The following is an 18,645-nucleotide window of genomic DNA, read 5'->3' as shown; positions in this document are numbered from 1 at the left end:
CCCTGGTCGCGGGGCCGCCGAGTCGGCATGGTGGGTCCATGGGGAAGGTCGTGGGGTCGGCGGCAGTCGGGCAGGTCGTCGTGACGATGGATCAGGTCCGGGCGGGGTGGTCGCGCGACGACGGCCTCGGCGTGTTCCTCGACGTCTACCGGCGGGTCACCGCGCTCGTCGCGCTGCGGGTCACCGACACCACCTTCGGCGATCCGGCCTTCGTCGAGGACCTCGACGTGCGGTTCGCCGGCCTGTTCCTCGACGTCCCGCGCGACCTGGACGCGGGCCGGCGCGTGAACCGGGCGTGGGCGCCGCTCGTCGAGCGCCGCGGCACGCGGGGGATCCTGCCCGTGCAGTTCGCGCTCGCGGGGATGAACGCGCACATCAACCACGACCTCGCGCTCGCGGTCGTGGCCACGTGCGAGGCCCGCGGCACCCACCCGACGAGCCCGGGCATCCACGCGGACTTCGAGCGGGTGAATGACGTCCTGGCCGAGGTGGTGCGCCCGATCCGCCAGTCGTTCCTCGACCAGCACGTCGTCCGCGCGGGCGCGCCGCTGTCGCCCGTGGCCGACCTCGTCTCGAACTTCTCGATCGACAAGGCGCGCGACGCCGCGTGGGCCTCCGCGCTCACGCTGTGGGCGGTGCGGGACATGGGGTTCGTGGCCGACGCCGCGCGCGACGCGCTGTCGCGGACGGTGGGCCTCGTCGGTCGCCAGCTGCTGGTCGCGGCCTAGAGGACGGGCAGCATCCGGCCGAGGTCCGGGACGCCCTCGGAGGTGTACCGGGCCTGCAGCGCGCGGGCCAGCTCGTCGACGTCGTACGGGGTCCGGCCCGCGGCCAGCCGCAGCCAGCGCCGCTCGTCGGCGACCTCGAGGTCCCAGCCGCCGCGCGCGACGACGATGCCGAGCAGCGTGTCCGCGACGAGGGTCAGCGCGGCGGGGTCGATCGGGTCGGGACCCGAGCCTGACCCGGCGACGCGGTGGACGGACCGCGCGAGGTCGTCGGCGTGCACGACGAGCTCGATGACACGGGAGACCGTCATCGTCGAGAGCGTGACCGGGCCGCGGCGCGCCTGGACGACGACGTCCGCGGGGCCGAGCGCGTCGAGCTGCCGGAACGCGTTCGCGGCCTGCTCGTCGACCCATCGCAGCGGGTCGTCGGCGATCTGGGTGGCCAGCTCGCGGGTGGTCTCGGCGATGTCGGCGGCGCGTGCGACGTAGGTGCCCAGGTACTCGGCGAGCGTGAACGGGATCGTGTCGGCGGGCAGCGGCGTGCACACGGCGAGCGCGTCCATCGCCCGGCCCAGGTGGGCGACGAGCTCGGCGACGGTCCAGCCCTCGAGCACGGACGGCTCGGCGGCGACGTCCTCGTCGACGACCGCACCGACCCACGTGCGCAGACGGTCCCACTGGGCATGAAGGGCCGACGAGGCCTCGGCGATGGTGACGCTCACGGCACTCATCCTGCACGGCGGACGGGCTCCGCGCGGGGTGAAAGGGGTCAGCGGCTGCGGACGGAGTCCCGCAGGAACTCCGAGACGTGCCGTCCCACCTGGTCCTCCTCGATGAGGAAGCCGTCGTGCCCGTAGTCCGAGTGGACGGTGCGCACCGGGCCGGCGCCGGGCACGCCCGCGGCGATCCGCTCCGACTGCGCGGGCGGGAAGAGCCGGTCGGAGTCGACCGCGATGACCAGGCCGCGCGCCGTGATCGCCGCGAGCGCGGCGTCGACCCCGCCGCGGTCGCGGCCCAGGTCGTGCGTGATCATCGAGCGCGTCAGGGTCACGTAGGTGTTGGCGTCGAAGCGTCGCGTGATCTTGTCGCCGTGGTGGTCGAGGTAGGACTGGACGGCGAACCGGCCGCCCTCGAGCGGGTCCTCGCCGCCCTGCGGGATGCGGCCGAACCGCTGGTCGAGCTCGTAGGCGCTGCGGTACGTCTGGTGCGCGATCTGCCGCGCGAGGCCGAGGCCCGCGTGGGGGCCGTCGCCGTCCTCGGCGTCGTAGTAGTCGCCGCCGCGGAACTGGGGGTCGGCCTGGATCGCGGCCAGCTGGGTGTGGAAGCCGGCGATCTGGTCGCCCGACGTCTGCGCCGCGGTCGCGATCGCGGCGAACGCCTCGACCCGACGAGGCTCGGACGCGGCCCACTCCAGCACGCGCAGCCCGCCCATGGACGCGCCGATGACCAGCGCCCACGCGTCGATGCCGAGCAGGTCGGCGAGACGCACCTCGGCCGCGACCTGGTCGCGGACCGTGAGCATCGGGAAGCGGCTGCCCCAGGGGCGGCCGTCCGGCGCGGGCGAGGCGGGGCCGGTCGAGCCCTGGCACCCGCCGAGCACGTTGGGGGCGACGACGAACCACTCGTCGGTGTCGATCGGGGCGGCGGGGCCGACCATCGACGACCACCAGCCGGGGGTCGGGTGCGCCGCGTCGGCGTCGCCGATCACGTGCGAGTCGCCCGTCAGCGCGTGCAGGACGAGGACCGCGTTCGAGCCGTCCTCGTTGAGCGTCCCCCACGTCTCGTACGCGAGCCGCACGGCGGGCAGCCGGCCGCCCGACTCGAGCGCGAACGGTCCGAGGTCGGCGAACTGGCGCCGGCCGACGGGGTCGCCCGAGCGCCAGGCCGACGACGCCGGCACCGGCGCGCGCGAGGGCACCGGCACGCGGCTCGCGCGCGTGCTGGCCCGGGCGCGAGAGGGCGCGAAGGCGGGGAAGTCGTCGGACACGGCGACCAATCTACGTGGGGGACGGTGCCGGCCAGGCGGCCGACCGGTGGGCGGGACGGCCGCAGCCGCCCCGCCCGGAGGAGGTCAGGCGCCCTTGGCGGCGCGGAAGCCCGCATCCAGGTCGGCCAGGATGTCGTCGATGTGCTCGATGCCGACCGACAGGCGCACGAGCCCGGGCGTGACGCCGGACAGCGCCTGCTCCTCGGGCGTGAGCTGGCTGTGGGTCGTCGACGCCGGGTGGATGACGAGCGAGCGCACGTCGCCGATGTTGGCCACGTTGGAGTGCAGCTCGAGCGCGGAGACGAACGCCTGGCCCGCCTCGGTCCCGCCCTCGAGCTCGAACGCCAGCACCGCACCGCCACCGCGCGGCGCGTACTTGACCTGGTTGGCGTGCCACGGCGAGGACTCCAGCCCGGCGTAGTGCACCGCGAGCACGTCGTCGCGCGCCTCGAGCCACGCCGCGACCTTCGCCGCGTTCTCGACGTGCCGCTCGACGCGCAGCGACAGCGTCTCGATGCCCTGCGCGATGAGGAACGCGTTGAACGGCGACAGCGCCGAGCCGAGGTCGCGCAGCAGCTGCACGCGCGCCTTGAGGATGAACGAAAGGTTGATGCCGAACAGCCCGCCGACGCCCAGGTCCCGCCCGAACACGAGCCCGTTGTAGGACGGGTCGGGGGTGTTGTAGTTGGGGAACCTCTCGGGGTGCTGCGCGTAGTCGAACGAGCCCCCGTCGACGATCACGCCGCCGATCGCCGAGCCGTGGCCACCGAGGTACTTGGTGGCCGAGTGCACGACCACGTCCGCGCCCCACTGCAGCGGGTTGATCAGGTAGGGCGTGGCGACGGTGTTGTCGACGATGAGCGGCACGCCGTGCTCGTGCGCGACGCCGGCGACGAGCTCGATGTCGAGCACGTCGGCCTTCGGGTTCGGGATGGTCTCGGCGAAGAACAGCTTGGTGTTCGGCTGGATCGCGTCCTGCCAGGCCTGCGCGTCGTGCGGGTCGGTGACGAACGTCGTCTGGATGCCGAGCTTGGGCAGCGTGTAGTGCAGGAGGTTGTACGTGCCGCCGTACAGCGACGGGCTCGCGACGATGTGGTCACCGGCCTCGGCGATGTTGAGGATCGCGAGGGTCTCCGCGGCCTGGCCCGACGAGACGAGCAGCGCACCCACGCCGCCCTCGAGCGAGGCGATGCGGTTCTCGACGACCTCCTGGGTCGGGTTGCCGATGCGCGTGTAGATGGGTCCGAGGTCCTTGAGCGCGAAGCGGTCGGCGGCGACCTGCGCGTCGGGGAAGACGAAGGACGTCGTCTGGTAGATCGGCAGGGCGCGGGCGCCGGTGGCCGGGTCGGGCTCCTGGCCGGCGTGGATCTGGCGGGTCTCGAAGTTCCAGCTCTCGTTGCTCATGACGGTGCTCCTTGGCGGGGGTCAACAGGTGGGGTGGTCACCGCGAGAGCGCGCGCACAGCAGCACGTCCCGCGGGGGGATCGGTGGGGCGCACGGGTCGAGCCGGGGCTCGTGGCGGGGCTTCGTCGTCGGGATCCACCCGGACGACGACCTGCCCGCGGGCACAGCCGAGGTGCGCTTGGTCAGCGACACATTCGGCAGGTCATGGCCCGAGAGTAGGACGGCCGTCCCTGTGGGTGGAACGACCGTCCCGACATGTGGGACGAGTGCCCCGGGCTGCGGCGTATCAGGCGCGACGGCCGTCGTCCCCTTGAGGCCATGACCGCGACGCACCGGTGCGTCGCTCGACGAGGGGATCGCCATGCAGACCATCAGGACCGGCCCGGGGCTGCGGCGCGCGAGCGTCGCCCTGCTCGCGGCCGCAGCACTCACGTTCACCGCGCTCGTCCCCGCGGCTCAGGCCGTCCCGGAAGGCACCCGTGCCTCGAGCGGGGGCGACGTCGTCGGCTGGGGGCTCAACAGCGGCGGCAGCACGGTCGCGCCGGCGCTCCCGGACGGGGTCGCGTACCGCGCGATCAGCGGCGGGAACTCCGCGAGCCTCGCGCTCCGCAGCGACGGCCAGGTCGTCAGCTTCGGGACGTCGGCACCGGTCACGCCCCCGCTGGCGGGCACGCAGAAGTACGTCGCGGTCGCGGCGGGCTACAACCACTACCTCTACCTGCGCTCCGACGGCCAGATCGCCAGCGCCGGCGACAACAGCCAGGGGCAGCGCTCGTTCCCCGCTCTCCCGGCGGGCGTGCGCTACACCGCGATCGCGGCGAACTACTACTACAGCCTGGCGCTGCGCTCCGACGGCAAGATCGAGGCCGTCGGCTACAACAGCTACGGGGAGACCACCGTCCCCGCGCTGCCCGCGGGCCTGCGCTACACCGCGATCTCGGCCGGGTACATCCACGCGGTCGCGCTGCGGAGCGATGGCCGCATCGTCGGGTGGGGTGATGCCTCCTACGGGGCGACGGCCGCACCGTCGCTGCCCAGCGGCGTCACGTACAAGGCGATCGCGACGGGCTACGCGTTCACGCTCGCGTCACGCTCCGACGGCAAGGTGGCCGGCTTCGGGTACAACGCCTCGGGTCAGGCCACGCCGCCGAACCCGCCGAGCGGGTCGACGTTCGTCGAGGTCGCCGCGTCGTACTACACCGGTGCCGCCCTGACGAACAAGGGGCGCATCGTGACCTGGGGGAGCTCGTCGAACGGGGCGCTCGACGTCCCCGAGTCCGCTCCCGGCACGACGTACGCGACCATCGCGGCCGGCGGGTCTCACTTCCTCGCCCTCTCCGTCCGCACGACGAAGACCACCGCGACCCCGCCCAGCGTCTGGCGCTACGGCTCCACGGCCAAGCTGTCCGCCAAGGTCACGGCCGTCGGCGTCACGCCGGCAGGCAAGGTCACGGTCAGCAAGGGCTCGACGGTCGTCGGGACCGCGACGCTCGCCGCCGGCAAGGCGACCGTGACCCTCAAGGCCAAGGCGCTCAAGCCCGGCACCCACAGCCTGACGGTGAAGTACTCGGGGGCCACCGCGCTCGCGACCTCGTCGGCCACCGTGAAGGTCAAGGTCGTCAAGGCCACGGCGACGACCAAGGCGAAGCTGGTCTCGGCGAAGGTCGCCAGGTCGGCGCACGCCAAGGTCAAGGTCACGGTCACCGCCCCGGGCGTCACGCCCACGGGCAAGGTCCGCGTCTACGACGGGAAGAAGACCCTCGTCACCGTGACGCTCAAGGCCGGCCACCACGGCAAGATCACGGCCACGCTGCCCAAGCTCGCGAAGGGCAAGCACGCCATCAAGGTCGTCTACCTGGGCTCGTCGCTCGTGGCGAAGGACGCCGCGCCGACGACGACCCTGACGGTCAAGTAGTCACCCTCCGAGGGGCGGGGCGACGAGGTCGCCCCGCCCCTCGGCGCGTTCGTCGGCCGATCGTCGCCTCACGTTCGTCCATCCGTCGCCCGGGCGACGCCTGTGCACCGGCTGAGCAGGGTGGACTTCGTCGTCGGAGCCGCGCACGGCGGCCGTGACGAGGGGGTCCCACGCGGTGCCGGCAACGTTCCAGCTCTACCGGTTCTCGGACGACGACCTCTTCTGGTGGCGGCTCGTCAGCCCGAACGGGCGCGGGATCGCCCGGATGCCGCACGGGCTCGCCGACATCGAGCACGCCCGGACGGCGGTCGCCGACCTCGTCGCGCGGATCGGCGACCTCAACGCCGTCCTGCGCCTGACGGACAGCTACCGGTGGCACTGGGTCCTGCAGGCCGACGGGGTGCCCGTCGCCGAGGGGATCGGCGACCAGGACCGTCGCGTGCGGTGCGAGTACGCGTGCCGGACGTTCGAGGTGCTCGCCTCGACGGCCCGGATCGACCCGTCGCTGGTCACGTTCCGCCGGGTCGGGGCGCCGTCGCGACCGCGCTGAGGCGCGGCGAACGGGTGATCCAGGGGTCGCGTTGTCCGCTTTGACCCTGTTCTGCTGTGTGTGACGCATGTGACTCGTGTGACTGGTGTTCACTTCTGGGACTGACGCCGGTAGCGTCCCTCGGGGCGGCCGCGACGGCGGACCGCCGGACCGAGCAGGACCGACGCACGATCGACGCAGGGAGAACCGGGTGACGCACGGCAACGGATCGCGCCGCCGCCCGCTCGCGGGTGGCCTCGTGACGGCGGTCGCGCTCGCCGCGATGCTCGTCGGGAGCGCGCCGCTGGCCAGTGCCGACCCGACGCCGCCCTCGGACCAGGCCGTCCAGGACGCGCGCGCCGCGGTGCAGGACGCGTCGCAGTCCGTCGCCGCGATGGAGGTCCGCCTCGCCGAGCTCAGCGTGAGCAGCGACGCCGCGGAGCTGCGCGTGCAGCAGGCCGGCGAGGCCTACACGCAGGCGCTCGTCGACGCGCAGGACGCGAAGGACTCGGCCGACGAGGCCGCGGACGCCGCGAAGAAGGCGGCGGACGACGCGGAGGCGGCCCGCCGCACGCTCGTCGCGATCGCCCGGGAGATGGCCCGCTCCGGCGGCTCCGTCGACATGATCGAGTCGCTGCTGTCCGCCGACGGCTTCCAGGACGTCGCCCAGCGCACGAGCGCGCTCGACCGTGTCAGCGGCAAGGCGGACGAGGCCGTGCAGGAGTTCCGTGCCGCGACCCTCGTCGCGGGGACGCTGCAGGAGCACGCCGCAGCGTCGGCCGCGACCGCGACCCAGAAGTCGAAGGACGCCGCCGCGTCGCTGAAGTCGGCGGAGAAGACGCAGAAGGACGCCGACCAGGCCGTCGCCGACGCCGGCGTGGAGCGCGACGCGCTCATCGGCGACCTCGCCGACGCCCGCAGCACGAGCGTCGCGGTGGAGCGGGCCCGCCAGGACCAGCTCGACGCCGACCGTCGGCAGCGCGCGGACGACGAGGCCCGCGAGGCGCACAAGCAGGACGACCACCCGTCGGGCAACGGCGGCAGCACCGACGACCCGCCGCCCACGACCGACCCGGGGACGACCGACGACCCGCCGAGCCCGCCGGCGAGCGACCCGGACCCCGAGCCCACGGATCAGCCGACGGCGACCACGCCGCCGACCACCCCCAAGCCGACGTCGAGCCCGCGGCCCACGTCGAACCCCCAGCCGACGTCGCCGCCCAAGCCGACGACGAAGCCGACGCCCAAGCCCACGCCGACCCCCAAGCCGACGCCCAAGCCGACCCCGGCCTACGGGCTGGGCACGGGCACGTCGAGCGGGTCCGCGGCGAAGGGCCGCGCCGCGCTGGCGGAGGCCAAGGACAAGATCGGGCTGCCCTACATCTGGGGCGGCACCGGCCCCAAGGGCTACGACTGCTCCGGCCTGACGATGACGTCGTGGAAGTCCGCCGGCGTCTACCTCAACCGCACGTCGCGGGACCAGTACAAGCAGGTGCTGAAGATCAGCTACGACAACCTGCGGGTCGGCGACCTCGTGTTCTGGTCCACGGACCCGAGCAACCCGAACGCGATCTACCACGTGGCGATGTGGGCCGGGAACGGCCAGATCATGGAGGCGCCGCGCCCGGGAGTGCCGCTGCGGATCACCTCGATGCGCTGGTCGGGCACCATGCCGTACGCCGGCCGCCCCTGACCTCAGGTGCGACGAAGGCCGCCATCGCGACGATGGCGGCCTTCGGCGTGCGACCTCAGTGGTTGTAGCCGGAGTCGATCGCTCGCTGGCGGGACCGCTCGATCTCGGCCTCGGCCTCGGCGCGACCCGTCCAGTGGGCGCCCTCGACCGACTTGCCCGGCTCGAGGTCCTTGTAGACCTCGAAGAAGTGCTGGATCTCCAGGCGGTGGAAGTCGGAGACGTCGTCGATGTCCTGGCGCCACGCGGCGCGCTGGTCGCCCGTCGGGACGCAGAGCACCTTGTCGTCGCCGCCGGCCTCGTCGCGCATGCGGAACATGCCGAGCGCGCGGCAGCGGATGAGGCAGCCGGGGAACGTCGGCTCCTCGAGCAGGACGAGCGCGTCCAGCGGGTCGCCGTCCTCGCCGAGGGTGCCCTCGATGAAGCCGTAGTCGTCGGGGTAGCGCGTCGAGGTGAACAGCATCCGGTCCAGCCGGATGCGGCCGGTGGCGTGGTCCACCTCGTACTTGTTGCGCTGGCCCTTGGGGATCTCGATCGTGACGTCGAACTCCACAGCTCTCCTCCACCGCGCTGACGGCGACCGGGTCCCGGGGCCTGTGCGACGCGCGACACATGTCGTGGTGACGGCGCGCCTGGGTGTCGGGGGCGCCTTTGTCTCGGACAGTAGTCTGACGCACCGCCGGGGGGATCGCTCCGGTGATCTCGACCGAGACGGGTGATCATGGCCACAGGAGCGCGCGTCGCAGGCACGTTCGCGCTCGTCGTGGTGCTCGCCGCAGGTGCGTACGTGACCGCGGATGCCCACGATGTGGTCCCCGGTCCGCTCACCCTGGCCCCCTCGCAGGCCCCGCCCCCGGCCTTCCCGACCGCACCCGGTGCCGTCGAGGCTCCCGACGCGGCCGCCGCGCTGCCGGCCCTGGACCCCCAGGCGCCCCTGCCGGCGGTGAGCAGGATCCAGTCCCTGGTCGACGACCTCGCGGGCGACGAGCGTCTCGGCAAGGCCTCCCACGTCGGCGTCGTCGTCACCGACCGCCTCACGGGCGACGTCCTGGGCTCGCACCTGCCCGCCGAGGGCCGCACGCCCGCCTCGACGGCCAAGCTCGTCACCGCGATCGCCGCGCTCGACACCCTCCCGACCGGCACGACGCTGCCGACGCGCGCGGTCCGGGGATCGGGTGACGACGTCGTGCTCGTCGGCGGCGGCGACATGATGCTCAACGCGGACAAGGGCGACGACGACGCGGTGCTCGGCCACGCCGGCCTGGGCGACCTCGCCCGCGCGACCGCCGCGAAGCTCAAGCTCGCCGGGACGACGACGGTCCGGCTGCGGTTCGACGACACGCTCTTCTCCGGACCGCGCCTGAGCCCCGGCTGGGACGCCAACGACATCGCGGCCGGCTACGTCGCGCCCGTGACGCCGCTCGCGGTGCAGATCGGCGTGACCCGGCCGTTCCGGGGCGTCGAGGACTACCCGCCGCGCTACCCGGACCCGGCCCTCGAGGCGGCGCGCACGTTCGCCACCCGGCTCGCCGAGGCCGGCATCACGGTCGACGGGGCGCCGACGCGGGGCACGGCGCCGGCCGAGGGCCTCGAGCTCGGCGTGGTGCGCAGCGCGCCGCTCGACCAGATCGTGCACTTCTTCCTCGACACCTCCGACAACACGATCACCGAGGTGGTCTCCCGGCTCGTCGCGATCCAGGCGGGCCTGCCGGCGAGCTTCGAGGGCGGCACGCAGGCGGTGCTGCGCGCGGTCCAGCTCGCGGGGGTGAGCACGGCGGGCGCGCACCTGTCCGACGCGTCCGGGCTCGGCTACGACTCGAAGATCCCGCCCGCGATGCTCGCCGACCTCGTCCGGCTCTCGACCGACCCCGAGGAGCCGACGCTGCGCTCGGTCGCGATCGGGATGCCCATCGCCGGGCTGACGGGAACGCTGACCGACCGCTTCACGCAGTCGCCCGCGCGCGGGCTGCTCCGGGCCAAGACCGGGAGCCTCAAGTCGGTCACCGCGCTGTCCGGCACCGTGATGGACTCCGAGGGGCGCCAGCTCGTGTTCGCGGTGATCGCCGACGACACCGGCGCGATCGGCCAGTACGCCCCGCGGCAGGCGATCGACGCCTTCGCCACCACCCTCGCCGGCTGCGGCTGCCGCTAGGCGACGGGTGAAGCGCGTGGATTGCGCGCTCGGCGCAACGCGGGGGCAACCGGGGCCGCGCGGGTTAGCGTCTTCGCATGGAGCAGCCGCCGGTCGACTGGGATGCCGCAGCCAAGGTCGCGGGTCGCCTCGCGCCGCCCGGGCCGCGGGCGGACCGGGCCGAGCTCGAGGACCTCGTCGGGCAGCTGCGCGACGTGGCCGGCCCGGCCGCCGAGCACATCGCGGGCAGCACCGGGCTGAGGCCGTCCGACGGCCGCGCGCCGGGCGACGTGTCACGCGTGCTCGTCGTCGACCGCCCCGGCTGGGCCCGCGCCAACACCCAGATGTTCGCCGTCATGGCCGAGCCGCTGACCGCCGTGGTCGGCGAGCACCGCTCGAGCGCGGCGTCGCGGCTCGCCGCGGCCACGCAGGTGGGCGGCGTGCTCGCGCTGCTGGCCGGCAAGGTGCTCGGCCAGTTCGACCCCTTCACGGCGGCCGACGACGGCCGGGGCAGGCTGCTGCTCGTCGCGCCCAACATCCTGCACCTGGAGCGGACGCTCGGCGTCGAGCCCGCCGACTTCCGCCTCTGGGTCGCCCTGCACGAGCAGACCCACGCCCTGCAGTTCGCGCACGCGCCGTTCCTGGCCGCGCACCTGCGCGAGCGGTCGGCGTCGCTGCTGAACGACTTCACCGAGGAGCGGCGCAACGAGCTGGTCTCGTCCGTCGGGAACATCGTGCGGGGCGGGTCGGTCATCGACGTCCTGACCGACGAGCAGCGGGCCGTGTTCGAGCAGGTCGGCGCCGTCATGGCGCTGCTCGAGGGGCACGCGGACGTCGCGATGGACGAGGTCGGCCCCTCCGTGGTCCCCAGCGTCAAGGCCATCCGCAGGAAGTTCGAGGCCAAGCGGGACCAGGGCGCCTCCGCCGGCGGAGCGCCGCGCGTGCTGCGGCGGCTGCTCGGGCTCGACACCAAGCTCGCGCAGTACCGCGACGGCGCCGCCTTCGTCCGGGCCGTCCGCACCGACGTCGGCCAGGACGACTTCAACGCCGTGTGGGCCTCGAGCGAGAACCTGCCGACCGCCACCGAGATCGCCGACCCGCCCTCCTGGGTGCGTCGGGTGCACGGCTGAGCCGATGAGCGGGCCGCACCTCGCGGTGGCCGCGGCACGGACCGCGGTGTCGTCCGCGACCGCCGACCTCCCGGCCGGGTCGCTCGTGCTCGTGGCGTGCTCCGGGGGCACCGACTCGCTCGCGCTCGCGTCGGCCGCGGCCTTCGTCGCACGACGTGGCGAGCTCCGAGCGGGCGCGGTGGTCGTGGACCACGGGCTCCAGGACGGGTCCGCCGAGGTCGCCGAGCGGGCCGCGGCGACGTGCCGCCGGCTCGGGCTGGACCCCGTGCTCGTCGTGCGGGTGTCCGTCGACGCCGCGGGTGGTCCCGAGGCCGCCGCCCGTGCGGCGCGGTACGCCGCGCTGGAGGACGCGGCCGAGCGCGAGGGGGCCGCAGCCGTGCTGCTCGGGCACACGCTCGACGACCAGGCGGAGACCGTGCTGCTGGGGCTGGCGCGCGGCTCGGGGGCGCGGTCGCTGGCCGGGATGCCGGCGGTCCGTGGGGTGCTTCGTCGGCCCGTCCTCGGCCTGCGCCGGGCGGACACCGCGGCGGCCTGCGAGGCCCAGGGGCTGGTCCCGTGGCACGACCCGACCAACGACGGCGGCCCCGGCGACCCCCTGCGCAGCCGCGTGCGCGCCGAGGTGATGCCGCTGCTCGACCGCGTGCTCGGCTCGGGTGTCCCCGAGGCGCTGTCCCGCACGGCCGAGCAGCTCGCCGAGGACGCGGCCGCGCTCGACGCGCTCGCGGCGGACCTCGTGGCGACGGCCCGCCGGGCGGCCGGCGCGAGCCGCGCCGCGGACCCGCGCCGCACCGCTGGTCCCGGCCGACCGGTCGGCCCCACGTCGGCTCGTCCCGACGACGCGACCGATCGACGCGACGCGTCGGCGAGTGGCGTCGAGCTCGACGTCGGGGTGCTCGCCGGGGCGCTCACCGCGGTGCGCCGCCGGGCGCTGCGCGCGGCCGCCGTGGCCGCCGGGTCGCCCGCGGGTTCGACGCACCGCGTGCACGTGCTGGCGCTCGACGCGCTCGTCGTCGACTGGCACGGGCAGGGGCCCGTCGCGCTGCCGGGCGGGCTCGCGGGCTCACGGGCGTATGGCACGCTAGTCATCGGCCCGCCGAGGCCGTCGTCCGTCGCCGTCGCGGCCGGGGACGACGAGGGCGGAAGCCCCATCGAGCACACGAACGAGGAGTAGCTGTGGATCCTGCGGACATGGGCGACGACCTGGAGAAGGTCCTGCTCAGCGAGGAGCAGCTGCACACGCGGCTCGACGAGATCGCGGCACAGATCGACGTCGACTACGCCGGCAAGGACCTGCTGCTCGTCGGCGTCCTCAAGGGCGCGGTCATGGTCATGGCCGACCTGGCCCGCCGCCTGCACACGTCGGTCCAGATGGACTGGATGGCCGTCTCGTCGTACGGGTCGGGCACCAAGTCCTCGGGCGTGGTCCGGATCCTCAAGGACCTGGACGCGGACCTGACCGGCCGCCACGTGCTCGTCGTCGAGGACATCATCGACTCCGGTCTCACGCTGTCCTGGCTGCTGTCGAACCTGCGCAGCCGCGGCCCGGAGAGCGTCGAGATCGCCACGATGCTCCGCAAGCCCGAGGCCGCGAAGGTCGAGGTGGACGTGCGCTACGTCGGCTTCGACATCCCGCCGGAGTTCGTCGTCGGCTACGGCCTGGACTACGCCGAGAAGTACCGGAACCTGCCGTTCGTCGGGACCCTCGCACCGCACGTCTACGGGGCCTGAGCCTCGCCGGTGCCCGTCTGTGCCCTGGGCGAACAGCGGCCGGAGCCGACAGGTTCACCGTGTAGTTTCGAGCCGACCAGCCCTGCGAACACAGGAGGAAGGGCTCGCCCCGACCGCCGATGAACCTCAAACGCCTGACCCGTGGCCCCTTCCTCTGGGTGCTCCTTGCCGTCGTCCTGATCTGGATCGGCATGAGCACGCTGGCTTCCCCCAAGATCTCCAAGATCGACACCTCCGACGGCTTCGCGCTGCTCAAGGGGACGACGGTCGAGCAGGCCAAGATGACGGACGGCGACCAGCGGGTCGACCTCACGCTCACCAAGGACTTCGTCGTCGGTGACGACAACCTCGGCAAGCGCGTCTACTTCAGCTACACGCAGCCGCAGGGCGAGACGGTCGCCGAGGCGATCACCGCGGCGGACCCGCCCAAGGGCTACAACTCGGTCAACCCGCAGCCGTCGTGGTGGTCCGGGCTGCTCGGGATCGTCATCCCGTTCGTCATCATCCTGGCCATCTTCTGGTTCCTGATGTCGAACATGCAGGGCGGCGGCTCGAAGGTGATGAGCTTCGGCAAGTCGCGCGCCAAGCTCGCCAACAAGGAGTCCCCGCAGGTCACGTTCGCCGACGTGGCCGGGGTCGACGAGGCCCTCGACGAGCTCCAGGAGATCAAGGAGTTCCTCGCGGAGCCCGCCAAGTTCCTGGCCGTCGGCGCCAAGATCCCCAAGGGCGTGCTGCTCTACGGCCCCCCGGGAACCGGCAAGACGCTGCTGGCCCGCGCGGTCGCCGGTGAGGCGGGCGTGCCCTTCTACTCGATCTCCGGCTCGGACTTCGTCGAGATGTTCGTCGGCGTCGGCGCGAGCCGTGTGCGGGACCTGTTCCAGCAGGCCAAGGAGAACAGCCCCGCCATCATCTTCGTCGACGAGATCGACGCGGTCGGCCGCCACCGCGGAGCCGGCCTGGGCGGCGGGCACGACGAGCGCGAGCAGACCCTCAACCAGATGCTGGTCGAGATGGACGGCTTCGACGTCAAGACGAACGTCATCCTCATCGCGGCGACCAACCGCCCCGACATCCTGGACCCCGCGCTGCTGCGCCCGGGCCGCTTCGACCGCCAGGTCGCCGTGGACCCGCCGGACCTCAAGGGCCGCGAGCGGATCCTCACCGTGCACGCCAAGGGCAAGCCCATGGCCCCGCACGTGGACCTGCTCGCCGTCGCCCGGCGCACGCCCGGCTTCACGGGTGCCGACCTGGCGAACGTGCTCAACGAGGCCGCGCTGCTGACCGCCCGCAACAACGCGCAGGTCATCGACGACAAGGCTCTCGACGAGGCCATCGACCGTGTCATCGCCGGCCCGCAGAAGCGCTCGCGTGCGATGAACATCAAGGAGCAGAAGATCACCGCGTACCACGAGGGCGGTCACGCCCTGGTGGCGGCGGCCCTGCGGTACACCGACCCGGTGACCAAGGTGACGATCCTGCCCCGCGGCCGTGCGCTCGGCTACACGATGGTCATGCCGCTCGAGGACAAGTACTCCACGACGCGCAACGAGCTGCTCGACACGCTCGCCTACGCGATGGGCGGCCGCGTCGCCGAGGAGCTCGTCTTCCACGACCCCACCACGGGCGCGAGCAACGACATCGAGAAGGCCACCGCCACGGCCCGCCGCATGGTCACGCAGTTCGGCATGAGCGCCCGCCTCGGCGCCATCCGCCTGGGTGCCGAGTCGTCGGAGATGTTCCTGGGCCGCGACGTCGGCCACCAGCGGGACTACTCCGAGGACGTCGCCGGGTCGATCGACCTCGAGGTGCGGGCGCTCATCGAGCACGCGCACGACGAGGCGTGGGAGATCCTGGTCCAGTACCGGGACGTGCTCGACCACCTGGTGCTCGAGCTGCTCGAGAAGGAGACGCTCAACGCCGCCGAGCTGGCCGAGATCTTCGGCCCGGTCGTCAAGCGCGACGCCCGCACGGTGTGGCTCTCGAGCGACCAGCGCGCCGTCTCCGACCGTCCGCCGGTGCGCGGGCGCAACGAGAAGTCGCTGAGCAACGGCCACGCCGTGATCCCCGAGGACGAGGCCGCCGCCGCGCACGAGGAGCACCCCGTGACCGAGGTCATCGAGGTCCCGCCGACGCAGTCGCCCGACGCCTGATGGTCGACCCCGTGCACGTCCGGGCGCCAGGTCAGGGCCGCGCGGTCGGCGACTACGACCAGCCGCGCGCCGAGGCGGCGATCCGCGAGCTGCTGATCGCCGTCGGCGAGGACCCCGAGCGCGAGGGCCTCCTGGAGACACCGGCCCGGGTGGCGCGTGCCTACCGTGAGATCTTCGCGGGCCTCTACCAGGAGCCCGCCGACGTCCTGACCACCACCTTCGACCTCGGTCACGAGGAGATGGTGCTGGTCAAGGACATCGAGGTCTACTCCACGTGCGAGCACCACCTGGTGCCGTTCCACGGGGTGGCGCACGTCGGGTACATCCCCGGTGCGGACGGCCGCATCACGGGGCTGTCGAAGCTGGCGCGTCTCGTCGACGTCTACGCCCGCCGGCCGCAGGTCCAGGAGCGGCTCACGTCGCAGGTCGCGGACGCCATGGTCGAGATCCTCAAGCCCCGCGGCGTCATCGTCGTGGTCGAGTGCGAGCACCTCTGCATGTCGATGCGTGGCGTGCGCAAGCCCGGCTCGCGCACGGTCACGTCGGCCGTCCGCGGTCAGATGCGGGACGTCGCGACGCGCGCCGAGGCCATGAGCCTCGTCCTCGGACGCTGACGCACCCGACCCGCCCGGCCCTACGATCGCTCCCGTGAGTCCCCTGCGACCGCCCCGGCTGCCGGAGCACCTGAGCTCCGAGCGCACCCTGGTGATGGGCGTCGTCAACGTGACGCCCGACTCGTTCTCCGACGGCGGCCGCTGGTACACCCCCGCCGCGGCGGTCGCGCACGGGCTCACGCTGCTCGAGCAGGGCGCCGACCTCCTGGACGTCGGCGGGGAGTCCACCCGCCCCGGTGCCCGCCGCGTGCCGGTCGCCGAGGAGCTGGACCGCGTCCTGCCGGTCATCGAGGCGCTCGCGGCGCGCGGCGCGGCCGTGAGCGTCGACACGACGCGCGCCCGGGTGGCCGAGGCCGCCGTCGAGCGCGGCGCGGTGCTGGTCAACGACGTGTCGGGCGGACTGGCCGACGACGAGATGGCGGGCGTGGTCGCGGCGACGGGCGTCACCTACGTCGCGATGCACTGGCGCGGCCACGCCGACGTGATGGACGAGCTGGCCGCGTACGGCGACGTGGTGGCCGACGTCCGCCGCGAGCTCGCCGAGCGACGCGTGCAGCTGCGCGCGGCCGGCGTCCACGACGACCAGCTCGTGCTCGACCCCGGACTCGGCTTCGCCAAGCCCGGTGCCGCGAACTGGCCGTTGCTGGCCCGCCTGCCGGAGCTCGTCGCCGACGGCTTCCCGGTGCTGGTCGGGGCGAGCCGCAAGCGGTTCCTCGGCCACCTGCTCGCCGGTCCGGACGGGACCCCGGCGCCCCCGCTCGCGCGCGACGGTGCGACCGCCGCGATCAGCGCGCTCGCCGCGTCGCACGGCGCGTGGTGCGTGCGGGTCCATGATGTTCCCGCGTCGGTCGATGCCGTGCGCGTGGCGGCGGCGTGGCAGTCTGCACAGGTGCCGCGCGACGACGACGAGCTCGCCGTCGACGACGACGCGAGGACAGGAGGGACGGGCCGGTGAGCCATTTCGACGAGGGGGCCGTGGTCGACGACCAGCGGCGCCGCCTGGACCAGATCCGGCTCACGGGCATCACCGCCACGGGGTACCACGGGGTGTTCGAGCACGAGCGCCGCGAGGGGCAGGTGTTCGTCGCGGACGTGATCGTGCACCTCGACACCCGCCGGGCCGCCGCGCGCGACGACCTCGCCCACACGCTCAACTACGGCGAGCTCGCCCTGCAGGTCTCGGCCGTGCTCAGCGGCGAGCCCGTGGACCTGATCGAGACCGTCGCCGAGCGGATCGCCGCGACCGTGCTCGCGCACGCGATCGTCCAGGCCGTCGACGTCGCGGTGCACAAGCCGCAGGCGCCGATCGAGGTGCCGTTCGGCGACGTCGTGGTCGCCGTCCGGCGTGACCGCACCAAGCTGCCCGCCGCCGAGCCCTACGTCGCGCAGGCGCCCGCGCTGGCGGCCCCTGCCGGTCCGCCGCCCACCGCGGCCCTCCCGGTCGCCCCGAACCCCAGCGCGCCCGTCATCGTCGCGCCGGCCCCGACGGGCGCGCTGCCGACCGGCGTCACCCCCAGCGCACCGCCCGCGGCCGCGAGCCCCGTCGATGGCGAGCTCGTCGTCGACGCCTTCGACCGCACCCCGGACGCGCCCGTGGACGTGGTCCTCGCGCTCGGCTCCAACCTCGGTGCGCCGCAGGACACGCTGCGCCGGGCGGTCGGCGACCTCGGCGACATCCCGGGCGTCCAGGTGGTCGACGTCTCGCCCCTGGCGCGCACGGCTCCCGTCGGCGGCCCGGAGCAGCCGGACTTCCTCAACGCGGTGGTCCTCGCCCGCACCTCGCTGTCGGCGCGGGACCTGCTGCGCGCGACCCAGTCGGTCGAGCAGGCGCACGGGCGCGAGCGCCACGAGCACTGGGGCCCGCGGACCCTGGACGTCGACATCATCGTGTACGGCTCCCTGACCGCCGTGTCCGACGACCTCGAGGTCCCGCACCCCCGGGCGCACGAGCGCGCCTTCGTGCTGCAGCCGTGGGCGCAGGTCTCTCCCGACGCGGTGCTGCCCGGCCTCGGCGGCGGCCCGGTCGCCGCGCTCGCCGCGACCGCGCCGGACCGCGACGGCGTGCGCTGGCTCGCGCTCGACTGGCTGACCGCGCCCGTGCCCGCGGCGTCGCCCGACCCGGCCGGCGAGCTCGGTGGCTCGGTGCAGCCGGCGTGATCGGTCGCACCCACGCGCGCCACCTCGTCGCGATCGCCCTCGGCGTCGGGGCGATCACGTGGTGGCTGCTGACCTCGTTGCGCGACCGGGGCACCACGCTGCCCGAGGTGTCGTGGCTCGTGGGTCCGGTCGAGCTGCTCATCGCGGGGGTCGTCTTCTCGATGGGCTGGGCGGTGCGCCAGTTCCTGCGAGGCAAGCGGCCGACGCTCGACCCGATCCGGGCCGCGCGCACGGCGGTGCTGGCCAAGGCCGCCGCGTACACGGGTGCGCTGCTCGTGGGCTGGTACGGCGGGCAGCTGGTCATCTGGCTCGGCGAGCTCGACCTGCCGGCAGGCGGTGACCGGGCGTGGGCTAGCGGCGCGGCCGCGGCGGGTGCGCTCGCGATGTCGGTCGTCGGGGTGGTGGTCGAGGGGTTCTGCCGGATCCCTCCCGCGGAGCCCAAGGCCGAGGTCGGCAAGACCGTTTCCTAGCCGGTGCGAGGATGG

Annotated in this window: 17 protein-coding genes; 13 read left to right on the top strand and 4 right to left on the bottom strand. The window is 73.7% G+C overall.

Annotated elements, in window-relative coordinates:
• Positions 1-38 precede the first annotated feature (38 nt).
• Complete coding sequence (locus EDF34_RS11100) at positions 39-728, top strand: DUF5995 family protein (protein ID WP_123371563.1); 690 nt, start codon at positions 39-41, stop codon at positions 726-728.
• Here EDF34_RS11100 and EDF34_RS11095 read toward each other — a convergent pair.
• The 3 genes from EDF34_RS11095 to EDF34_RS11085 form a co-directional block, all read right to left on the bottom strand.
• The gene (locus tag EDF34_RS11095) at positions 725-1,456 is read right to left on the bottom strand and encodes a maleylpyruvate isomerase N-terminal domain-containing protein (protein WP_123371562.1); all 732 of its coding nucleotides are present in this window, start codon (positions 1,454-1,456) and stop codon (positions 725-727) included. The genes EDF34_RS11100 and EDF34_RS11095 overlap by 4 nt on opposite strands.
• 38 nt (positions 1,457-1,494) lie before the next feature.
• A complete protein-coding gene (locus tag EDF34_RS11090; RefSeq protein ID WP_233575378.1) occupies positions 1,495-2,649 on the bottom strand; it encodes a homoserine O-acetyltransferase in 1,155 nt (384 codons plus the stop codon).
• A 147-nt stretch (positions 2,650-2,796) separates the two neighbouring features.
• Positions 2,797-4,116 (bottom strand): bifunctional o-acetylhomoserine/o-acetylserine sulfhydrylase, encoded by a 1,320-nt coding sequence (locus EDF34_RS11085; RefSeq protein ID WP_123371560.1) that lies wholly within the window; start codon positions 4,114-4,116, stop codon positions 2,797-2,799.
• Positions 4,117-4,477: 361 nt separating this feature from the next.
• Between EDF34_RS11085 and EDF34_RS11080 the strand changes: the two genes are divergently transcribed.
• The 3 genes from EDF34_RS11080 (at position 4,478) to EDF34_RS11070 (ending at position 8,253) form a co-directional block, all read left to right on the top strand.
• Complete coding sequence (locus EDF34_RS11080) at positions 4,478-6,031, top strand: Ig-like domain repeat protein (protein WP_123371559.1); 1,554 nt, start codon at positions 4,478-4,480, stop codon at positions 6,029-6,031.
• Positions 6,032-6,206: 175 nt separating this feature from the next.
• A complete protein-coding gene (locus tag EDF34_RS11075; RefSeq protein ID WP_123371558.1) occupies positions 6,207-6,581 on the top strand; it encodes a hypothetical protein in 375 nt (124 codons plus the stop codon).
• 190 nt (positions 6,582-6,771) lie between these two features.
• On the top strand, positions 6,772-8,253 hold the full coding sequence (locus tag EDF34_RS11070) for an NlpC/P60 family protein (protein WP_233575335.1): 1,482 nt from the start codon (positions 6,772-6,774) through the stop codon (positions 8,251-8,253).
• A 55-nt stretch (positions 8,254-8,308) separates the two neighbouring features.
• On the opposite strand, the gene EDF34_RS11065 is transcribed toward EDF34_RS11070, so the two are convergent.
• Positions 8,309-8,803 carry an inorganic diphosphatase gene (locus EDF34_RS11065; protein WP_118766451.1) on the bottom strand — a complete coding sequence of 165 codons (495 nt, stop codon included), beginning with the start codon at positions 8,801-8,803 and terminating at the stop codon, positions 8,309-8,311.
• Positions 8,804-8,971: 168 nt separating this feature from the next.
• Here EDF34_RS11065 and dacB point away from each other — a divergent pair, with 168 nt between their 5' ends.
• The 9 genes from dacB to EDF34_RS11020 all read left to right on the top strand — a co-directional run bounded on the left by dacB (position 8,972) and on the right by EDF34_RS11020 (position 18,630).
• Complete coding sequence (gene dacB, locus EDF34_RS11060) at positions 8,972-10,402, top strand: D-alanyl-D-alanine carboxypeptidase/D-alanyl-D-alanine-endopeptidase (RefSeq protein ID WP_123371903.1); 1,431 nt, start codon at positions 8,972-8,974, stop codon at positions 10,400-10,402.
• Between the two features lie 77 nt (positions 10,403-10,479).
• Entirely contained in the window at positions 10,480-11,511 is a 1,032-nt protein-coding gene (locus tag EDF34_RS11055) for a zinc-dependent metalloprotease (RefSeq protein WP_123371557.1), read from the top strand.
• A 4-nt stretch (positions 11,512-11,515) separates the two neighbouring features.
• The gene (gene tilS, locus EDF34_RS11050) at positions 11,516-12,682 is read left to right on the top strand and encodes a tRNA lysidine(34) synthetase TilS (protein ID WP_123371556.1); all 1,167 of its coding nucleotides are present in this window, start codon (positions 11,516-11,518) and stop codon (positions 12,680-12,682) included.
• 2 nt (positions 12,683-12,684) lie between these two features.
• The gene (gene hpt, locus EDF34_RS11045) at positions 12,685-13,239 is read left to right on the top strand and encodes a hypoxanthine phosphoribosyltransferase (RefSeq protein ID WP_123371555.1); all 555 of its coding nucleotides are present in this window, start codon (positions 12,685-12,687) and stop codon (positions 13,237-13,239) included.
• A 119-nt stretch (positions 13,240-13,358) separates the two neighbouring features.
• Positions 13,359-15,389, top strand: a complete 2,031-nt coding sequence (ftsH, locus tag EDF34_RS11040; protein WP_123371554.1) for an ATP-dependent zinc metalloprotease FtsH — start codon at positions 13,359-13,361, stop codon at positions 15,387-15,389.
• Positions 15,389-16,003, top strand: a complete 615-nt coding sequence (gene folE, locus EDF34_RS11035) for a GTP cyclohydrolase I FolE (RefSeq protein WP_123371553.1) — start codon at positions 15,389-15,391, stop codon at positions 16,001-16,003. The genes ftsH and folE overlap by 1 nt, the downstream gene beginning before the upstream one ends.
• 94 nt (positions 16,004-16,097) lie before the next feature.
• A complete protein-coding gene (folP, locus tag EDF34_RS11030) occupies positions 16,098-16,958 on the top strand; it encodes a dihydropteroate synthase (protein WP_123371902.1) in 861 nt (286 codons plus the stop codon).
• Complete coding sequence (gene folK / locus EDF34_RS11025) at positions 16,955-18,160, top strand: 2-amino-4-hydroxy-6-hydroxymethyldihydropteridine diphosphokinase (protein ID WP_233575334.1); 1,206 nt, start codon at positions 16,955-16,957, stop codon at positions 18,158-18,160. The genes folP and folK overlap by 4 nt, the downstream gene beginning before the upstream one ends.
• Positions 18,157-18,630, top strand: a complete 474-nt coding sequence (locus EDF34_RS11020) for a DUF3180 domain-containing protein (protein ID WP_233575333.1) — start codon at positions 18,157-18,159, stop codon at positions 18,628-18,630. The genes folK and EDF34_RS11020 overlap by 4 nt, the downstream gene beginning before the upstream one ends.
• Positions 18,631-18,645 lie beyond the last annotated feature (15 nt).

This window comes from Cellulomonas sp. PhB150 (assembly GCF_003755175.1).
Taxonomy (GTDB): Bacteria; Actinomycetota; Actinomycetes; order Actinomycetales; family Cellulomonadaceae; genus Cellulomonas.
Note: the sequence above shows the minus strand (reverse complement) of the source record. Positions and strands in the feature narration are given on the sequence as shown.